The sequence below is a fragment of the Variovorax sp. LjRoot175 genome (assembly GCF_964253805.1).
Lineage (GTDB): Bacteria > Pseudomonadota > Gammaproteobacteria > Burkholderiales > Burkholderiaceae_C > Variovorax.
Genome location: NZ_CAXURY020000004.1, coordinates 361,324 through 377,640 on the forward strand (window position 1 = coordinate 361,324; position 16,317 = coordinate 377,640).

Genomic DNA, 16,317 nt, shown 5'->3' on the forward strand with positions numbered 1-16,317 from the left:
CGTTGTTTGTCAGCGTGCCGGGGACAGCACTGGATGGATCTCAGGGGGCGAGGGCCTGCGCTGCGCTCAGGAAGACGCTGCGCAGCGGGTGGTGCGAAGCCAGCAGTACCCGCACACGGCGCGTGTTGCGCACGATGGCCGCGCCGATCTTCAGCAGGCGAACGCGGATCGTGGCCGCGGCGGCGCGCTCCAGCTCGGTGTCCTTGAGAGCAAACTCGCGCAGCCGTTGCATCAGCGTGTAGGCCAATGCGGCCAGCAGCAAGCGCAGCTGGTTGGCCGCGAAGCGGTGGCAACTTGCCCGCGTGCCAAACAGATCGAGCTGAGCCTCCTTGATGCGGTTCTCGGCCTCGCCGCGGGCGCAGTACAGCCGTTCATACAGCTGTATGGCATCGCCCTGGAGATCGGTCACCACGAAGCGCGGGTTGTTGCCCTGGCTGCCGTGCTCCAGGCGCGTGATCACGCGCCGTTCGATGTCCCAGCTGTCGGCCGCGTAGACGAACTCGTCGATCAGCCGCTGCTTGGCGCCGGATCGCGCGTACTCGTCGGCGAGCATCGCCTCGGCGTACTGCACGGTCGCCTCCAGCCGCGCGTTGCGCGCCAGCCCGATGATGTAGTTCACGCCCGAGCGCTCGCACCAGCGCAGCAATCTCTGGCGACAGAAGCCCGAGTCACCGCGCACGATGATCCGCGCGTTGGGCCACGCCTGGCGCAGCCGCTGCACCAGCAGCTTGATCACCGCCGCGGCGTTCTTGGCGCCATCGATGCGGCTGCGCCGCAAGACGCATGCGAGCATGGCTCGACATCGCGCCGAACCTGGTCGAGCAGATCGCCGTCAGCCAGCAGAAGCCCTGGCGACCTCAGCCGCCGTGATTCCTTCCAGAGCGAGCCCGTAGCCGATGCCTTCGTCGATGATGCGGCGCAGGCGCTGCGTGAGGCCAATCCGCGTGTACTTCGTCGTGAGCGGCGGCTGCGCGGCAATGCCAGCGGCCAATTCGTGAGCACGTGCGAGCAATTGGCCAGCGGGCACGATCTCGTTCACGACCCCCAGTTGCTTTGCTTCCTCCGCACCGAGCTTCTGCTGCGTAAGAATGAAATAGCGTCCGCGGATGCTGCCGATGACCTCCGGCCAAAGCAGGTTCACTCCGTCGTTCGGCGCAATGCCAAAAGCTTTGTGCGGCATGTCCTGGAAAACGGTCTCGGCCGTGGCCAGCACCACGTCACACAGCAGCACGTACTCGGAATGAAGCAGCACCGGTCCATTGAGCGCCGCAATCATCGGCACTTCAATGTCGAGGATGTTCATCAGGATCTTGCGACCTTCGCGAAAGATCTTGTCGTAGCCTCGCGGCGTAAAGAAGTCGAACCCGTCGGGCGAGATGCTGTCCATGAAGGCGTCGCCACTGCCCGTAAGAATGACCACTCGATTGTCCGAGTCCTCACCGATCTGGTGGAACAGATCGGTGAACTGCTCATGCGTGTGGCCGTTGAAGACCAGCTTTGCGCCATCGGTGTGGAAGGCGACTTCGAGCACGCCGTCTGCCGTGCGCGTGAGCTTGGCATTGGCGTATTTGTCGGCGTAACTCGCGAATTCAGTCATGGTAAGCCTCCTTGGAGGGGAAATGATGCTCTCGGGCGTCGCTCGTTGCAAACGGATGCCCGGGATGGCGTCCTCGAGGAGCGCGTTGTTTCGAGCGAGTTCGCATTTGCCATGACGGTGGGGAAGGGGCGAACCTGAATGTCCATGTTCCTCTCGGCAGCAGCAGCTTTGGGCTCTCCCTCAGCCCCTGGGATCGAAGACCCCAGCGTCGTGACTTTGGACGATCGCTTGTACCGCGGATATCACGTGATCGGGCTCGGCGCGACGCCTGTAGTCTGCCTCTACGTGCGCATAGCGGATGCGGCCGGCTTGGTCGATGACGTACGTTGCCGGCACCGGCAGGACCCACTGGCCATTGCCATTGAGAATCGGCACGTTCGTCCCCACCGACGCATACAGGTCGATCAGTTCCGCCGGCAGCGTGAACGCAATGTCGAAGCCGTTAGCCGCCGTCAGTTCCGAGTCGCTGAGAAGCCGGTACTCCAATCCGTTGCCGCTCGAAGTCCATTCGGTGTTCTCGGGCGATTGCGGGGAGATTGCGATCAGGTTCGCGCCTAACTGCATCAGCTCACCGAGGTGCTGTTGCCAGCGCCGAAGATGGACGTTGCAGTAGCTGCACCAACCGCCACGGAAGAAGACCAGGACAAGCGGCGCCTGCTTCCACAGGTCCGCCAGGCGAACTGGCTTGTCCTGCGCGTCCATGAGTATGGCGTCTGGCGCGAGATCGCCTACACGTTTGGCGCGACTCTCGATGCCGGTGGCCTCAAAGAGCGCCGCGGCATCGTCCAGGACGCGCCCAGTGCTGAGAGAGCCGTCCCGCGCGGGGTTCAGTTCGCCATTCAAGAGGGCCGGAGACTGCGTGACCGAGTGCATCTATTTCTCGGCGGTTTCAAGTCTGAAGCGCAACAGGGTTGAGTCAGTGGATTGAAGTTGACGGTTGATGGGACGAGGCGAGTGTTTGAGCGAACACCTCCAGGGGTGAGTGCCACGCATGCGTGGCGCGGGGGCGGTTGTTCATGCTGTCGGCGATAGCGTCGAGTTCGTCCTGGCTGAACACGCTCAGGTCGGTGCCCTTGGGCAGGTACTGACGCAGCAGCCCGTTGGTGTTCTCGCAAGTGCCACGCTGCCACGGACTGTGCGGGTCGCAGAAGTACACCTTCACGCCCGTCTGGGCCGCCAGATCGGCGTGACGCGACATCTCCTTGCCCTGGTCGTAGGTCAGGCTCTGGCGCAGCGGCTCGGCAATCGCATTCAGCTTGGCAGAAAACCCCGCCAGCGCCGAGGCGGCCGTGGCGTCGTCCATCTTGGCCAGCAGCACAAGGCGGCTCGTGCGCTCGACCAGCACCCCCACCGAGGACTGGTTGCCCGCGCCCTTGATGAAATCGCCCTCCCAGTGGCCCGGCATCACGCGGTCGTTCACCTCGGGCGGGCGCACGTGGATGCTCACCATGTCCGGGATCTGGCCACGGCGATCGTCGCCTCGGGTACGCGACATGCGCGTGCTGCGTCCGCGGCGCAGGCAGGCGATGAGCTGACGTCGCAGTTCGCCTCGCGGCTGGGCGTAGATGGCGTTGTAGATGGTCTCGTGGGACACGTGGCGCTCGGGCTCGTTGGGGAATACGCGCTTCAGGGTACCCGCGATCTGCTGGGGCGACCACTTCCAGTCCAGCAGGGTGAGCACCACGCCCCAGCTCACACCCTGCATGTCGAGCTTGCGCGTCGGCCGTGCGGCCTGGCGCCGCCCCTGGCTGCAAACCTGCGCCGAGTGCGAGGCGTAGGGCAACTCGGCCAGCGTGTTGCGCCCCAACTCCCGGCTGATGGTGGACGCCGAGCGCCCGAGCATGCGGGCCATGGCCCGCATGCTCGAACCCTGCTGACGCATGCTTGCCATCGTCATCCGGTCCTCGGGTTGAAGCTGCTGGTACCTTGTTCGTTCATTCATGTGCACACCTTAGGCGATGAGGTGTTGCACTTCAGAGTTGAGGCCGCCCTCCTTAGTGTTGGATGTCCACAGGCTTGGACGGGCTGGTGACTGCCCAGGCAAGGCCAGCGATGACGACGACGATCCCGAGAAGCTCTCGTGAACTGGGAGCGTGATTCAGGATCGGCCACGCCAGCAGCGCGGCGAGTCCGGGCGCCAGGGCTGGAAACACTGCCGCGCGACCAGCGCCCAACAGGGACACCGCCCGTGCGTAGGTGAAGAGGGTGCCGCAGCCGGCGATCAGTCCCTGCACGAGCACTTCCAGCCACAGCACATGGCTCTGTGCACTCGAAAGGCCTTGCGCGCCTGTCAGAACCAGGTAGGCCGGCAAGTAACTCACCAGTGCGGAGAAGGCGATGACCGAGGTGGCCAGCAACGGGTCGAGGCGATGCCGCTTCAGCACAATTCCGAACCCAGCCCAGAGCGTCCCGGCGGCAATGAACATGGCGTCGCCCAGCAACGATCCGGCGAATGAGGATCTCTGGAGGCCGGACACGAGCAGCAGGCCGACCACCACCAAAGCGATCGCCATGCCCTTGCGCGCGCTGATGCGCTCACCGAGCACCGCCGCGCCAAGCAGCATGCCCATGACGCTCATCGCCGCAAACGGGAAGACGGTGGCGTGGCTGGTCGGCGCGAACTGCAGGGCGCCGAACATCACCAAGCCGAACGGAGTTCCCGCCAGCAGGCTGACGAGTAGCCACGTCTTCCACTGCGCGGTGAAGGCCGCAGGGTCGCGGTGCCACATCGACAGTAGCACCGGCAGCGTGAGTGCACCGGCCACGCCAAAGCGCAGTGCGGTGAGATCGGCCGCGTTGAGGCCCCGTTCGACGCCCCAGCGTGCGTAAACCAGGTACAGAGCGCCAATGCCCGCGGCCAGCAGTCCATAGGCAATGCCCTTCGGTGTGTTGACCCCGGGTGCTTGCGCTGCGAGGTGGCTCTGGTCTGAGATGCGGGCTGTCATGGTGTGGCTCTTTGCGGCAGAGTGCCGATGGGGCACTTTGAATGAATGCCGGTGCCAGAAGAAGGTGCACAGGCGCATACGAGCAATTCCCGCGGGGAATGGAGGCGCCGGCGCAAGTCCGACGTCCAAGAGCTGGGTGCCCGCAGATCTGCGCGTTCCACCAGTGACAAGAGGAGCCGGTCGGAAGCATTCCTCGTGCGCATACATGCTAGTCGTGCGCGGTCACTGGTTGCCGGGTCAGCGGGTGTCTAGATTCGTGCGATTGCTATTGCTGGCGCCGCGCAAGCCGTGCCGAAACACCCTATGTCCGAAAGAGAAACTCCGACTTCCAGGAGCTCGGTTCCCCTACGCTTCCGTCTCATCGAGCGCGTTGCGCTGCGCAAACGCAGGACGAACGACTGCCAAGTGGCCCTTCGTAAAGCACAGAAGCGCGAAACCACATCCTGCATATGTCGCCAATGGGCCGGGTGGGCATTCCGACAGCAGGGGAGCACGGCATGAGCGCTTCAGTTTGGGCGCTGGCTGCGGCCGCTTTCGCGATGATCACCACCGAGTTCAACATCGTGGGCTTGGTCCCGCTGATCGCGGCTGACTTGGAGGTGCCGGTGTCGAAAGTGGGCCTGCTGGTGACCGCGTATGGCCTCACTGTGGCTGTTACGTCTCCGTTCCTGACCATGGCAGCGTCTCGTTTCGAGCGGCGGCGCCTCTTCGCGGCGGTTCTGTTGCTTACCGCGGCGGGCAACACCATCGCGGCCGCAGCGACCGGATTCGAGATACTGGCCCTCGGACGAGTCGTCGCGGCCTTGGCCCTGCCGGCGTTCTGGAGCATGGCCAGCGAAACGGCTGCGCGCATCGCTGGGCCCGAGCGGGCCGGGCGAGCCGTGGCGACCGTCTTCAGCGGGATCTCCGTGGCCAGCGTGGTTGGAACCCCGTTGACTACTTTGCTCGCAAGCGCCAGCTCGTGGCGATGGGCCTTTGCCGCGTCCGCGCTCGTGTGTGTCGTGATGGCCGCTGTCATATTTCGTGTGTTTCCTCGGCTGGAACCCGACCGTGCCGCCCCGCGTCTCAGGCCGGGCCCGCTACTGCGCGAGCCTGTGTTCCTGGGCCATCTTCTGATGACAGCGTTGTCTATCTGCGCGCTGCTCACCGCATACACCTATCTGGCGGACACACTGACTCGGCTCGGTGGATTGGGCCCGTCCACGGTGGCGTGGGCCCTGATGGGGTTCGGCGCAGTCGGTATCGCGGGCAACTCCCTCGCGGGGCGGCTGCTGGACACTGTGGGGCCCCTGCGCGTGGCGCTGGTCGCCGTGGCGGCCGCAGGACTGTCGATGTACCTGTTCGCCCCCTTGCTGGAATGGAAGCTCGCGGCCGCACTGGTGCTGGCGGTTTGGGGCACTGCGCACGCTGCGGGCTTCGTTGCCACCCATGTGCGAGTGATGAAGGCCGCGCCCGTCGGCCAGGAAGCACTAGCCGCAGCCCTGAGCGTGACCTTCTTCAACACGGGCATCGCCGGCGGCGCCCTGGTCGGGGGACAGGTCATCGATCACATCGGACTTGCCGCCATCGGCACGGCGGCCGGCCTCGTGGCTGTGGCAGCCCTGGTGGTCGGTGGTGTGCTATCGCGCGCCCGACCCTCGTCTCTTCCGATTGGACAGGGTCAGACTTAGTTCTCAACGACGGTGCGCATGGCAGTGGGCACCGAGACGTGCAGCTGCCTGGGCTGCTGGACGAGCGGCACAGCACGACTATCATCACATCCGTGTAATAGAAAAAGACCACGTGGACCGCTTTGCCGCCATTGAAACCTTTGCCGCTGTCGTCGAAACCGGATCGTTCTCTGGGGCCGCACGCCGCCTGAATGTCGGGCAACCCGCGGTTTCCAAGTCGATCGCGCAGCTGGAGGAGCGCCTCGGCGTGCAACTATTGCTTCGCTCCAGCCGAAGCCTCACCCCCACCGAAGCGGGGCAAACCTACTACGGCTATGCCCGGCGGGCCATTGATGAAGCGGAGGAGGCGGACCTCGCCGCGCGAGGCGCATCGGCCAGTCTGACGGGTCGCATCAGGGTGTCGGCGGCGGTGACCTTTGCCAGGCTGCACATCGTGCCTCGCCTGGGCGACTTCCTAAACCTACATCCCGCGCTCAGTGTCGACGTTGTGCTGGATGACAGAAACGTCGACTTGATGGAGGAGGGGATCGATGTGGCCTTGCGCATGGGAGACCTGCCTGATTCGGGAATGACCGCGCGCAAGATCGCACAGGCTCCCCGCTGCGTAGTGGGAACGCCGGCCTATTTCGCCGCGCACGGCCAGCCGAAGGCACCCGGGGATTTGGCGCAGCACGAGGCTGTGATCTACACGCAGCGTGGCGGCGGCGCGTCCTGGCGCTTCGCCAAGGACGGTGCGGAAGTGTCCGTGGTGGTCACCGGCCGCGTGCAGGTCACTGCGGCCGAGGGTGTACGCGCTGCCGTGCTCGCCGACCTCGGGATCGCAATTGCCTCGGAGTGGATGTTCGCGCCAGAGCTGGCCAACGGAACGGTCCGGCGTGTCCTCACGGATTGGGACCTGCCCGTCATCGATCTCTGGGCAGTCTACCCTTCGGGGCGAAAGTCCAGCGCGAAAGCCCGCGCCTTTGTTGACTTCGTTCAGACAGTACTCAGCGAGGCTTCTCAAGCGATTCGCTAAACCTTGGCGAGGCAGCAAGGGGGCCCGCCGCCTCGCAGTCCGACGGCTACCGCCGCTCGTATTGGCCGCTTCCCAAAGGGACCTCGCCGACCATGTCGTCCGTCAGCGGCTTGCGCAGGTCCGCAAGACGTCGATGTTCACCGGATGCGCTTGGTACGGCAGCCCGCACCTCTCCAGCGTGATGGGCCTTGTGTTCCGACCAGCCGGCGCGCGGGCATAGCTTGCATGCCCGAAGGGAAATACGTGCAGCGACTTGAGGCTCGAACGCGAACACCCCAGCGTTGTTGACCAGGACGCTGGGCGTGCCGAGCGACCGCTCCGTCTCGTCGAACAGCCGTTGCACGTCAGCAGCCTTGGCGACGTCACCCTGGATGGCAACGGCCTTGCCGCCGGCGGCCACGATCGCTGCGACCACCTGTTCGGCGCCGGCGCGGTCATTCGCATAGTTCACTGCACTGCGGCGCCCTGCGCGCCAAGCTCCTTGGCGATGCCCGCGCCGATGCCCTTGGATGCGCCCGTGACGACAGCGACTTTGCCTTTGAGGATCATGATGTCTTTCTTGCGTTTCAGAGTCAGATTTGAGCCATGCCGCCATCAACCGGAAGGTCGATGCCAGCCACGAAGCTGGAGTCGTCGGAGGCGAGGAACAGCGCTGCGGTAGCGAGTTCCTCCGGCCGGCCCATGCGACCCAGCGGGATCACGGAGGCGAACTGCTCGCGCAGCTTGTCCGCCTTCTCCTTGGTGTCGAACTGGCTGTCGATGATGGGCGTGTCCACAGGACCCGGGCTGATTGTGTTCACGCGAATGCCGCGGTCCTTCAGCTCGAGCGTCCACGTTCGAGCAAGCGATCGCACAGCCGCCTTGGTGGCGCTGTAAGTGGAGTGGGCGTGCAGCGCCTTCGTGCCAGCTATGGAGGACACCAGGATGATGGAGCCGCCATTGCGCATAAGCGGCAGGCCCTTTTGCACCGTGAACAGCACGCCGCGGGCGTTGATGCCGAACGTTTTGTCGAAGTGCTCGGGGCTGATGTTGCCAAGTGCCGCATGTTCCACAAATCCGGCATTGGCCATCAGCACGTCGATACCGCCCAATTCGCGACGCACGACGTCGTAGAGACGGTCGAGGTCATCGAGGTTGCGAACGTCACCGGCTACCGTCGTGACACGTTCGCCGATGCTCTTGGCAGCCGCGGCCAGCTCCTGCTCGCGACGTCCGGTGATGACGACGTGTGCGCCTTCCTTCACGAACAGGCGCGCGGTAGCGAGCCCGATGCCGCTGCTGCCGCCGGTGATCACGGCGACCTTTCCTTGGAGTTTGCCCATACGAATTTCCTTTGATCTTTCATTGTGGGGATGCTGAATTCGCTGGAGGGCCAACGCTGTTCGTCCTCCGGCAATCGGGATGATGGGATCGCCTGCGCGGCTGCGCATCCCATTTGAGGGACATACGAGGCATTCCCTTGCGGAATGGCCGTGCTCCGACGCGAACGTGGTCCCGCTACGCCTCGAATGCGAGAGCGCAAAGCGCACGTCGCAGCACCACCGAATTCCTATGCGGAATGCTCGGTATGCGTGCGGCGCGGGTGCCGCTTTGGCCCGCCCGCTTCCGAGCTGCAAGCGCTGCAGGAGGCGCTGCCGAAGTTCCAGGAACTCGGGGCCAACGTTGTGGCGATCTCGCCGCAGAACCCCGTCAACAGCCGAAGATCGGTGCGCCAGAACAACGTGGCCTTCCCTATCCTGAGCGACACGAACAATGATGTGGCGACGGCCTTCGGCCTGAAGTTCGCGCTGCCGGATTACCTGGTGGAGCTTTACAAGAATCTGGGCAACAACCTGCCGGCCTTCAACGGCGACACCAGTTTGGACTCTGCCCATGCCGGCCCGCTACGTGATCGCCTCCGACGGCACGATCGTGTACGCGGAGGTGAACCCCGACTACACCCGGCGGCCCGAGCCGGAGGACATGATTCCGGTACTGCAGGCGCAGCTGGCCAAGCAATAAGCCGATGAGCCTATGCGAGGGCGCTGACCCTCGTTTCCGCAGGGCCCGCGCTCGCGGTAGCCACTGGCACCAGAGTTGTGTCGGTTCGAGCTAGTTCCCGCTCGGCATGCCGGGGGCCGTGACCTCCGCCGAATATGGCGCGAGGAACGGCTCGCTCTTCCGGATGTCAGGCTCGTACGGCCGGTCGCTTGAGTTCTTTGGGTGCGCGCGTTCGGCATCAACCATGTAATCGCGCGAGAGCGGGAGCGTAGCAAGGTCGCGCGTCAACTGAAGTTGCCAGTTGATGAGGCCCATTCTCCGAAACGCCAGTTCCGAGACAATCAAATAGAACTCGAACATGCGGCAGAAGCGCTCGTCGTAGAGTTCTGAGAGCACGGAGCGGTGCCCGTCGAAACGCCGGCGCCAGTGTTCGAGGGTTTTTGCGTAATGAAGCCGCAGCACCTCGATGTCAGTTGTCCATAAGCCGGACTTCTCGACGACTGACAGGACCTCCGAGAGTGCCGGCGAGTAGCCGCCTGGAAAGATGTATTTCGCAATCCAGGGATTCGTGCTTCCGGGCCCATCCGCCCTGCCGATGGCGTGGATCAATGCGACTCCATCGTCTTTCAGCATGGAGCGAAGCGTGTTGAAGAACGTCCGGTACTGATTGACGCCGACATGCTCGAACATGCCAACGGACACCACGCGGTCCACTGACCGCTCCCATCTTCTGTAGTCCATCAGCTCGAAGCGAACGCGGTCGTCCAGTCCCGCTTCCTTCGCGCGGAGGGTGGCTGCCTTCAGTTGCTCGATGGAGAGCGTGAGGCCCGTGACGCTGGCATCGAATTCGCGAGCGAGATAGAGCGCCATGCCGCCCCAACCGCAGCCTATGTCGACTACCTCCAGGCCGGGCCGATCGAGCTTCAGCTTTGCGGCGATGTGCTGCTTCTTCTTGCGTTGCGCCTCTTCGAGGGTCTCATCGCCTCTTGGGAAGTAAGCACAGGAGTACTGCTGGTCCTCATCGAGCATCACGGCGTAGAGGCGGGCATCGAGATCGTAGTGATGGGCGACGTTGCGCCTCGAGCGGTCCTCGGGATTGAACTGATCGAGGTGGCGGCGAAACCAACGCACTTTTTCCATGATTCTGTCGAAGGGATGCCGGCCGCCGCCCATGGCGTTCATGGTCAGGAAATTCAGCATCTCGAAAAGACTGCAGGACGCGGGCTCGAGTTCGCCATCCATGTAGGCCTCGCCAAGGGCGAGAGCCGGATTCAGCAGAAGACCGCGCTGAGCACGCGTGGTCCGGAGCGTGAATGCAGCGCGTGGCTCTTGTCCAGTGCCAAAACTTCGCTGCGATCCATCAGGAAAGGTAACCGTCAGCGTTCCGATCCTGATGAGTCTAGACAATGCGGCTTCGAGGAACATGGTCCGGCGAAGTGCAGCGGGCTTCAAACCGACCGGGCCGGCACGTTCCCGAGAAGCGGGCCGAGCCCCTCGGCCATCGTCAGGTGCGCGATCACGGCATCGCGCAGCGTGGTGTACGGCAGCTTGGCCAACATTGCCATCTGCACCGCCGACATCACCTCGCCGGCCTCGGAGCCCACCATTGTGAAACCCAGAATTCGATCGTCGGTGCCGACCAGAACCTTCATGAAACCTTGTGTCTCGCCGGTAGCCTCGGTCCGCAGCACGGCGCTCATCGGCAGCCGGGCGACGCGGGCCGTGATGCCCTGGCGCTGGGCTTCGCGCTCGTTCAGTCCGACGCGGGCGAGCGGGGGATCGGTGAAGACACAATAGGGAACGAGCCGGTTGCTGGTACTGCGCTTCCCGCCGGTCAGGTTCTCCTTGACGATTCGGAAGTCGTCGACGGAGGCGTGGGTGAACTGGGGGCTGCCGGCACATTCGCCGATGGCCCAGACGTCGGGCGCGCTGGTTTCCAATCGCTCGTTTACGCGGATGTAGCCGCGGGCGTCCAGTTCGACGCCGCCTTCTTCGAGGCCGATGCCGGCGGTGTTCGGAACTCGACCTGCGGCGACTAGCAGATCGCTGCCTTCGATCGTGCGCTCACCGGAGGCCGTGCGCACGGTCATGCTGACGCGCTCACCAGAGCGGCCTCGCACGGTGACGACCTGCGCTGCAAGCGCGAACTCGATGCCTTCCTGACGCAGGATCCGGAGCATCTCCTCCGAGATATCGGCATCCTCCCGGGCCATGAGCTGCGGTCCGGATTCGATCACTGTGACGTGGCTGCCGAAACGGCGATAGGTCTGCGCCATTTCGAGACCGACATAGCCACCGCCAAGCACGATCAAATGCGCCGGCACATAATCAAGCTCCAGCGCTTCGATGTGAGTGAGAGGCCGAGCGGCCTGCAGGCCGGGGATGTCGGGTAGCAACGCATGTGTGCCGACGTTGATGACGACCTGGTCGCCCGTGAGCACGCGTGTTCCGCCGTCGTTCAGGCGAACTTCCAGCGTCTTGCGCGCGCTAAAGCGCCCGCTTCCCATAACCAGTTCGGCGCCACTGCCTTTGTACGCCTGAAGATGAAAGGCGACTTCGCCCTCGACCATGTAGCGCTTGCGCTGGAGGACCTTCTCCATATCGATCGTGACCGGACCGGTGAGCGTGCCGAAAGCGGCGGCATGACGTGCAAGGTGTGCGACCCTCGCGCTGGAGATCTCGTTCTTGCTGGGCAGGCAGGCGATGTTAGGACACGACCCGCCAACCCATCGGCGTTCGATGACGGCGACCCGCCGCCCAGCACGTGCCATGTTCCAGGCCAGCAACTTGCCGCCTCCGCCACTGCCGAGAATGAGAATTTCGAAATGCTCAGGGTTGGACATAAGTTCCTTTTGCGTACGACTACCAGTGAATAAGCCGAGCGACTCCAAGGCCAATGACTAGTTGACCGTCGTTGTCTTGCGTCTTGGTGAGGGGAAGTATTGCTTGTCGGGATAAATCCGCAAGAAGGCACTTATTGGTCAGTTACTTACCAATTGGTAACTATTGAGGTTGATGGCTTTTGCGTTTCGAAGTCGAATCGCCGCCTAGACTGCTCGATGGCTTGCCAATGTGCCTGCACCCACACGGCAATTGGCTCCAGAGTGTCTCTGAGGGAACGACCACGCTCAGACAGTTCATACTCCACGCTCGGTGGCACGGTGAGATAGGCCGTTCGCACCATCAGCCCATCTCGTTCCAGGTTCCTGAGACAGGTGGTCAACACTCGCTGCGAGACGCCACCAACCGAGCGATGGAGGATCTTGAATCGCATGCGTCTGTCCCCCAACGCCGTCACGATGGCGACTGTCCATTTATCTCCGATGCGCGCCAGAATCTCATGGACGGATGCGCAAACTTCGGGGGTGTATTCTTTGTTGCGAGTCGCGGGCTCTCGCATGGGGACTGTCATGGTCATTGTCTGTTCGTTGCCGGGACATGGATGTCCGGGTAAAGAACTCATCCAAGAGGAAAAAAAGAGCTGAGACTTTACGTGGTCCATTCGGAATCGCTAAGACCGATGTTGCTCAACTAACGGTTGGATCGTCTCATCCCTCTTCTCAAGGAAGGACGTTCGGTCTTGATACAATACTGTTCGGATATAGAATTGTGATGCATAATGGCTGCCGTCGCAACGACGGAGTTGAGCATGGCGCGAACCAAGGCGGTCCTGGGCAGCGGAGCAAGGCTGGCTGACTTTCTGAGCGCCAGCCTGTTGGCGCGGGTGGTGCCGGCCGAGGTCGTCAACGCCGTGCTCGACGCCCACGGCTGCAACTCACAGCGCATGCGCAGCTTTCCAGCGGTGGCAGGGGCGTACTACTGCATGGCCCTGAGCCTGTACCCCGAGGCCGCCTACGAGGAGGTGTTCGCCGCCGTGTCGCAGGGCCTGGCGTGGGCCGCCGGCGCTGCCGAGCCGCCCCGGGTGACCAAGTCCTCGATCAGCGGCTTGCGCAGCAAGATCGGCGCGGCGCCGATGCGTGAATTGGTCGAGCGCTGCTGTGTGCCCATGGCCGACGCCCAGGCGCATTCCCACGCGTTCTATGCCGGCTTGAGGCTGGTGGCCATTGACGGCAGCACCTTCGAGCTGCCTGACGAGGTGGAGAACGCGGCGCAGTTCGGCTACCCGGGCAGCCGCATCGGCCACGCTGGCTACCCGCAGGCACGATGCATGGTCCTGGTGGAGTGCGCCACGCACGCGATCCTGGGCGCCAACCTGGGGCCCTACCGCAGCGGCGAATGGGAGCTGTTCCAGCCGCTCTTGCCCCGGCTCGAGCCGGGCATGCTGTGCATGGCCGACCGGGGGTTCAACGGCTTCGAGCACTGGCAGCAGGCGCAAGCCACCGGGGCGCAGTTGCTCTGGCGCTGCGTGGGCAACCGCCAGTTGCCCGTGCATCGCATGCTCGACGACGGTTCGTACCTCAGTGCCATCCATCCCACCGGTGTGAGCCGCAGCGAGGCGATGAGCCAAGCCATCGTGGTGCGTGTCATCGAATACGCCTTGCCGGGACTGACCGATGCACAACCGCGCTACCGACTGCTGACCACGTTGCTGGACCCGCAAATCGCCCCGGCGCTGGAACTGGCAGCGCTGTACCACCAGCGCTGGGAGATCGAGGGCGTGTTCGACGAGCTCAAGACGCACCTGCGCCAGAGCCGGCGCGTGCTGCGCAGCAAGACCGCGGAGCTCGTGCGCCAGGAGTTCTATGGCTGGGTACTGGCGCATTACTCGGTGCGCTGGCTGTTGCATCAGGGCGCCACGCGGCACCGAATACCGCACGCCGAGCTGTCCTTCACAGGGCATGTGCAGCTGCTACGCCGCGCACAGCCCCGCTCCGGGGCCTTTCCCCCCAGCGCGCCCGAGGCGTCGACGACGATGGTTCGATGAACTGCTCGAAGCCTGCGCCCGGATCCGCGCCACGCGCACGCTGAACAAGCGCTCGCCGCGGATGCTCAAGCGGCGCCACTCGCCCTACGCATCATTCGACCACCACGCGCCGACGCGCGTGCCCACGGATTGCACGCCCGAGATCATCGGGCCGCCTGGACCCCGACCCAAGCCAGCCGATTCCCACATACCGCGTCGATTCAGGAGCTTTATGCCATAAACGAACAGTATTGGGTCTTGATAGGTCTTGAGACGCTGATGCACGGCGCCATTCCGCCGGCGACATGCCGATGCGTTGCTTGAGAACGAGACGAAAGGCTCGCGCTGATTGATAGCCGACCGACTCGGCGACACCTTCGATCGAGACGGATGGCTTCTTCAGTTCATTGGCCGCTAGCGTGATGCGGATGTCGGTCAAGAGGTCGGCGGCGGAGCGTCCCAGCCTCTCGCGGAAGTGGCGCGCCATAGTTGCTCGCGACATGTTGCAAAGGTTTGCCAACTCCGGCAGGGTCCAAGCGCGCGCCGGGGCGGACACCATGGCATTCAGCGCGGGCGCGAGACGTGGATGGGCTGCGAGCGCCAGCAAGCCGGCGGGCGCTTCCGAAGAATCGATAGCGTGGCGCAAGGTCAGCGTGAGGAGTGCCGCTGACAAAGCGTTCAGCATGGCACGGCCGCCCAGGCTATCTGCGGTCGACTCGGTCTGCATGAGACCAACGAGACTTGCCAGTTGCGCAAGGGTTGTGGATCGCCCGGCGACATCGCCGCGCGCTCCGCGCACCACCACCAAGGTCGAGAGGATGTAGCCACGGATGATGCGTTCGTGCTCGGGTGCGAGGATGAAGCGTCCGCACAGCATGTCGAGGCGGTCGCCGGCTTCGGCGTTCTCGCGGATGGTCAGGTTCTGGTTCCGGCGTTCGAGTACCGGCGCGGGCGGTGCCCCACTGCCGTCATGCAGGACGTGTGCCGAGCCGTGAGGCAACAGCACGATGTCACCGGCACCGAGCTGCAGGGGGTCGCCGCCGTCCGGGTCTTCAAGAATCGCCGTGCCGCCGAGCACCACGTGGAATGGGATCTCCCCCGTTTTCGAGGGCTCGTACGCTACGCGCCAAGGGATGCCGTAGAGGCAGCGAACTTCCAGCTGCCCGGTTACTGGGATCATGTCGAGAAGATGGCTTAGCCAGTCCATGGCAGTGAGAGGGTGGTCCGGCAAGTGGGCGCGCGTTGCGGCTGATTCCAAGGTGCTGATGGCCGAGTTGATGGTCGAGACGGGTTCTTCGCAACGTCAGCGGCGAGCGGCTCCGGTCACAGCCCAAATCAGGCCGCTCATGACGACGACGAGGCCTGCGGTTTCCGCGACGGTGGGGCTGTGGCCGAGCAGGGGCCAGGCCATCAGGGCGGCCAGGCCCGGCGCGAGAGCCGGGAACACGGCCGCGCGGGCCGCACCCAGCAGCGAGACCATGCGGGCATAAGTGAACAGGGTTCCCGCGCCAGCGATCAGCCCTTGCACCAAAGCTTCCGTCCAGAAGACTTCGGAGGTCACCGAGAGCAATCGTTGGACCCCCGCCGTGGTCAAGTAGACGGGAATGTAGGTCATGAAAGCCGAGAAGGCGATCACGGCAGTGGCCAGCAGCGGGTCGAGACGATGGTTTCGAAGCGCAATGCCGAAGCCAGCCCAGAGAGTTCCGGCGGCGATGAACATCGAATCCCCCAGCATGGCACGAGCAGTGAAGGTGGTCGCGTTCAGTCCCGAAACGAGAATCAAGCCTGCGACGACGACGGTTATGCCAACGGCCTTGCGCAAGGTGAGCTTCTCGCCGAGAACGATGGCGCCCAGCAACATCCCCATGATGCTCATTGCCGCGAACGGAAACACGGCCGAGTGGCTCGCAGGCGCCAATTGCAGCGCGCCAAAGGTCAGAAGGCCGAAGGGCGTGCCAGCGAGCAAGGAAATGAGCAGCCACAGCTTCCAGCGGAGGATCAGCACCTGCCGATCCTTGCGCCAGGCCATTACCAGAATCGGCAGGGTCACCAAGCCCGCCACGCCGAAGCGCAGTGCGGTCAGATCGGGCGACTCCAGGCCTCGGGCGATGCCCCAGCGAGCATAGACAGTGTAGAGGGCGCCGATACCCGCCGCCAGCAATCCGACCGCCGCGCCGTGGGCAAGCCGTTTGAAATCTTCCTTGACCACGAGGGGCAAAGCCGGATTGTGCAGAGTCATGGCGCTC

At 64.0% G+C, this 16,317-nt stretch carries 13 protein-coding genes and 3 pseudogenes; 4 read left to right on the top strand and 12 right to left on the bottom strand.

Annotated features, from left to right (window positions below; all coding sequences use genetic code 11):
* Positions 1-40: 40 nt before the first annotated feature.
* The 5 genes and pseudogenes from ACSQ89_RS42880 to ACSQ89_RS42900 all read right to left on the bottom strand — a co-directional run.
* Positions 41-793 (bottom strand): annotated as a pseudogene (locus tag ACSQ89_RS42880) (IS1380 family transposase); the annotation flags it as partial.
* A 39-nt stretch (positions 794-832) separates the two neighbouring features.
* Positions 833-1,597 (bottom strand): enoyl-CoA hydratase/isomerase family protein, encoded by a 765-nt coding sequence (locus tag ACSQ89_RS42885; RefSeq protein WP_436291939.1) that lies wholly within the window; start codon positions 1,595-1,597, stop codon positions 833-835.
* 180 nt (positions 1,598-1,777) lie between these two features.
* Positions 1,778-2,440, bottom strand: a complete 663-nt coding sequence (locus tag ACSQ89_RS42890) for a peroxiredoxin-like family protein (RefSeq protein ID WP_436298212.1) — start codon at positions 2,438-2,440, stop codon at positions 1,778-1,780.
* 73 nt (positions 2,441-2,513) lie between these two features.
* Positions 2,514-3,539 (bottom strand): IS30 family transposase, encoded by a 1,026-nt coding sequence (locus ACSQ89_RS42895; protein ID WP_436291937.1) that lies wholly within the window; start codon positions 3,537-3,539, stop codon positions 2,514-2,516.
* 52 nt (positions 3,540-3,591) lie between these two features.
* Positions 3,592-4,542 carry a DMT family transporter gene (locus tag ACSQ89_RS42900; RefSeq protein WP_436291936.1) on the bottom strand — a complete coding sequence of 317 codons (951 nt, stop codon included), beginning with the start codon at positions 4,540-4,542 and terminating at the stop codon, positions 3,592-3,594.
* Between the two features lie 497 nt (positions 4,543-5,039).
* Between ACSQ89_RS42900 and ACSQ89_RS42905 the strand changes: the two genes are divergently transcribed.
* Both ACSQ89_RS42905 and ACSQ89_RS42910 read left to right on the top strand, forming a co-directional pair.
* Entirely contained in the window at positions 5,040-6,212 is a 1,173-nt protein-coding gene (locus ACSQ89_RS42905) for an MFS transporter (protein ID WP_436291935.1), read from the top strand.
* Between the two features lie 112 nt (positions 6,213-6,324).
* On the top strand, positions 6,325-7,227 hold the full coding sequence (locus tag ACSQ89_RS42910) for a LysR family transcriptional regulator (RefSeq protein WP_436291934.1): 903 nt from the start codon (positions 6,325-6,327) through the stop codon (positions 7,225-7,227).
* 256 nt (positions 7,228-7,483) lie between these two features.
* On the opposite strand, the pseudogene ACSQ89_RS42915 reads toward ACSQ89_RS42910, so the two are convergent.
* Positions 7,484-7,779 (bottom strand): annotated as a pseudogene (locus ACSQ89_RS42915) (SDR family NAD(P)-dependent oxidoreductase); the annotation flags it as partial.
* A 20-nt stretch (positions 7,780-7,799) separates the two neighbouring features.
* Positions 7,800-8,549 (bottom strand): SDR family NAD(P)-dependent oxidoreductase, encoded by a 750-nt coding sequence (locus ACSQ89_RS42920; RefSeq protein WP_436291933.1) that lies wholly within the window; start codon positions 8,547-8,549, stop codon positions 7,800-7,802.
* 285 nt (positions 8,550-8,834) lie between these two features.
* Between ACSQ89_RS42920 and ACSQ89_RS42925 the strand changes: the two are divergent.
* Positions 8,835-9,228, top strand: a pseudogene (locus ACSQ89_RS42925) (peroxiredoxin-like family protein); the annotation flags it as partial.
* Between the two features lie 90 nt (positions 9,229-9,318).
* Here ACSQ89_RS42925 and ACSQ89_RS42930 read toward each other — a convergent pair.
* The 3 genes from ACSQ89_RS42930 to ACSQ89_RS42940 form a co-directional block, all read right to left on the bottom strand.
* Positions 9,319-10,632, bottom strand: a complete 1,314-nt coding sequence (locus tag ACSQ89_RS42930; RefSeq protein WP_436291932.1) for a class I SAM-dependent methyltransferase — start codon at positions 10,630-10,632, stop codon at positions 9,319-9,321.
* 23 nt (positions 10,633-10,655) lie between these two features.
* Entirely contained in the window at positions 10,656-12,050 is a 1,395-nt protein-coding gene (locus tag ACSQ89_RS42935) for a mercuric reductase (RefSeq protein WP_436291931.1), read from the bottom strand.
* A gap of 146 nt (positions 12,051-12,196) precedes the next feature.
* Entirely contained in the window at positions 12,197-12,709 is a 513-nt protein-coding gene (locus tag ACSQ89_RS42940; RefSeq protein ID WP_436298213.1) for a winged helix-turn-helix transcriptional regulator, read from the bottom strand.
* Positions 12,710-12,856: 147 nt separating this feature from the next.
* Here ACSQ89_RS42940 and ACSQ89_RS42945 point away from each other — a divergent pair, with 147 nt between their 5' ends.
* Positions 12,857-14,092, top strand: a complete 1,236-nt coding sequence (locus ACSQ89_RS42945) for an IS4 family transposase (protein ID WP_436291930.1) — start codon at positions 12,857-12,859, stop codon at positions 14,090-14,092.
* 91 nt (positions 14,093-14,183) lie between these two features.
* On the opposite strand, the gene ACSQ89_RS42950 is transcribed toward ACSQ89_RS42945, so the two are convergent.
* A complete protein-coding gene (locus ACSQ89_RS42950) occupies positions 14,184-15,278 on the bottom strand; it encodes a cupin domain-containing protein (protein WP_436298214.1) in 1,095 nt (364 codons plus the stop codon).
* Positions 15,279-15,374: 96 nt separating this feature from the next.
* Positions 15,375-16,310: a DMT family transporter gene (locus tag ACSQ89_RS42955; protein WP_436291928.1), complete on the bottom strand. Its 936-nt coding sequence runs from the start codon at positions 16,308-16,310 to the stop codon at positions 15,375-15,377.
* Positions 16,311-16,317: the final 7 nt, after the last annotated feature.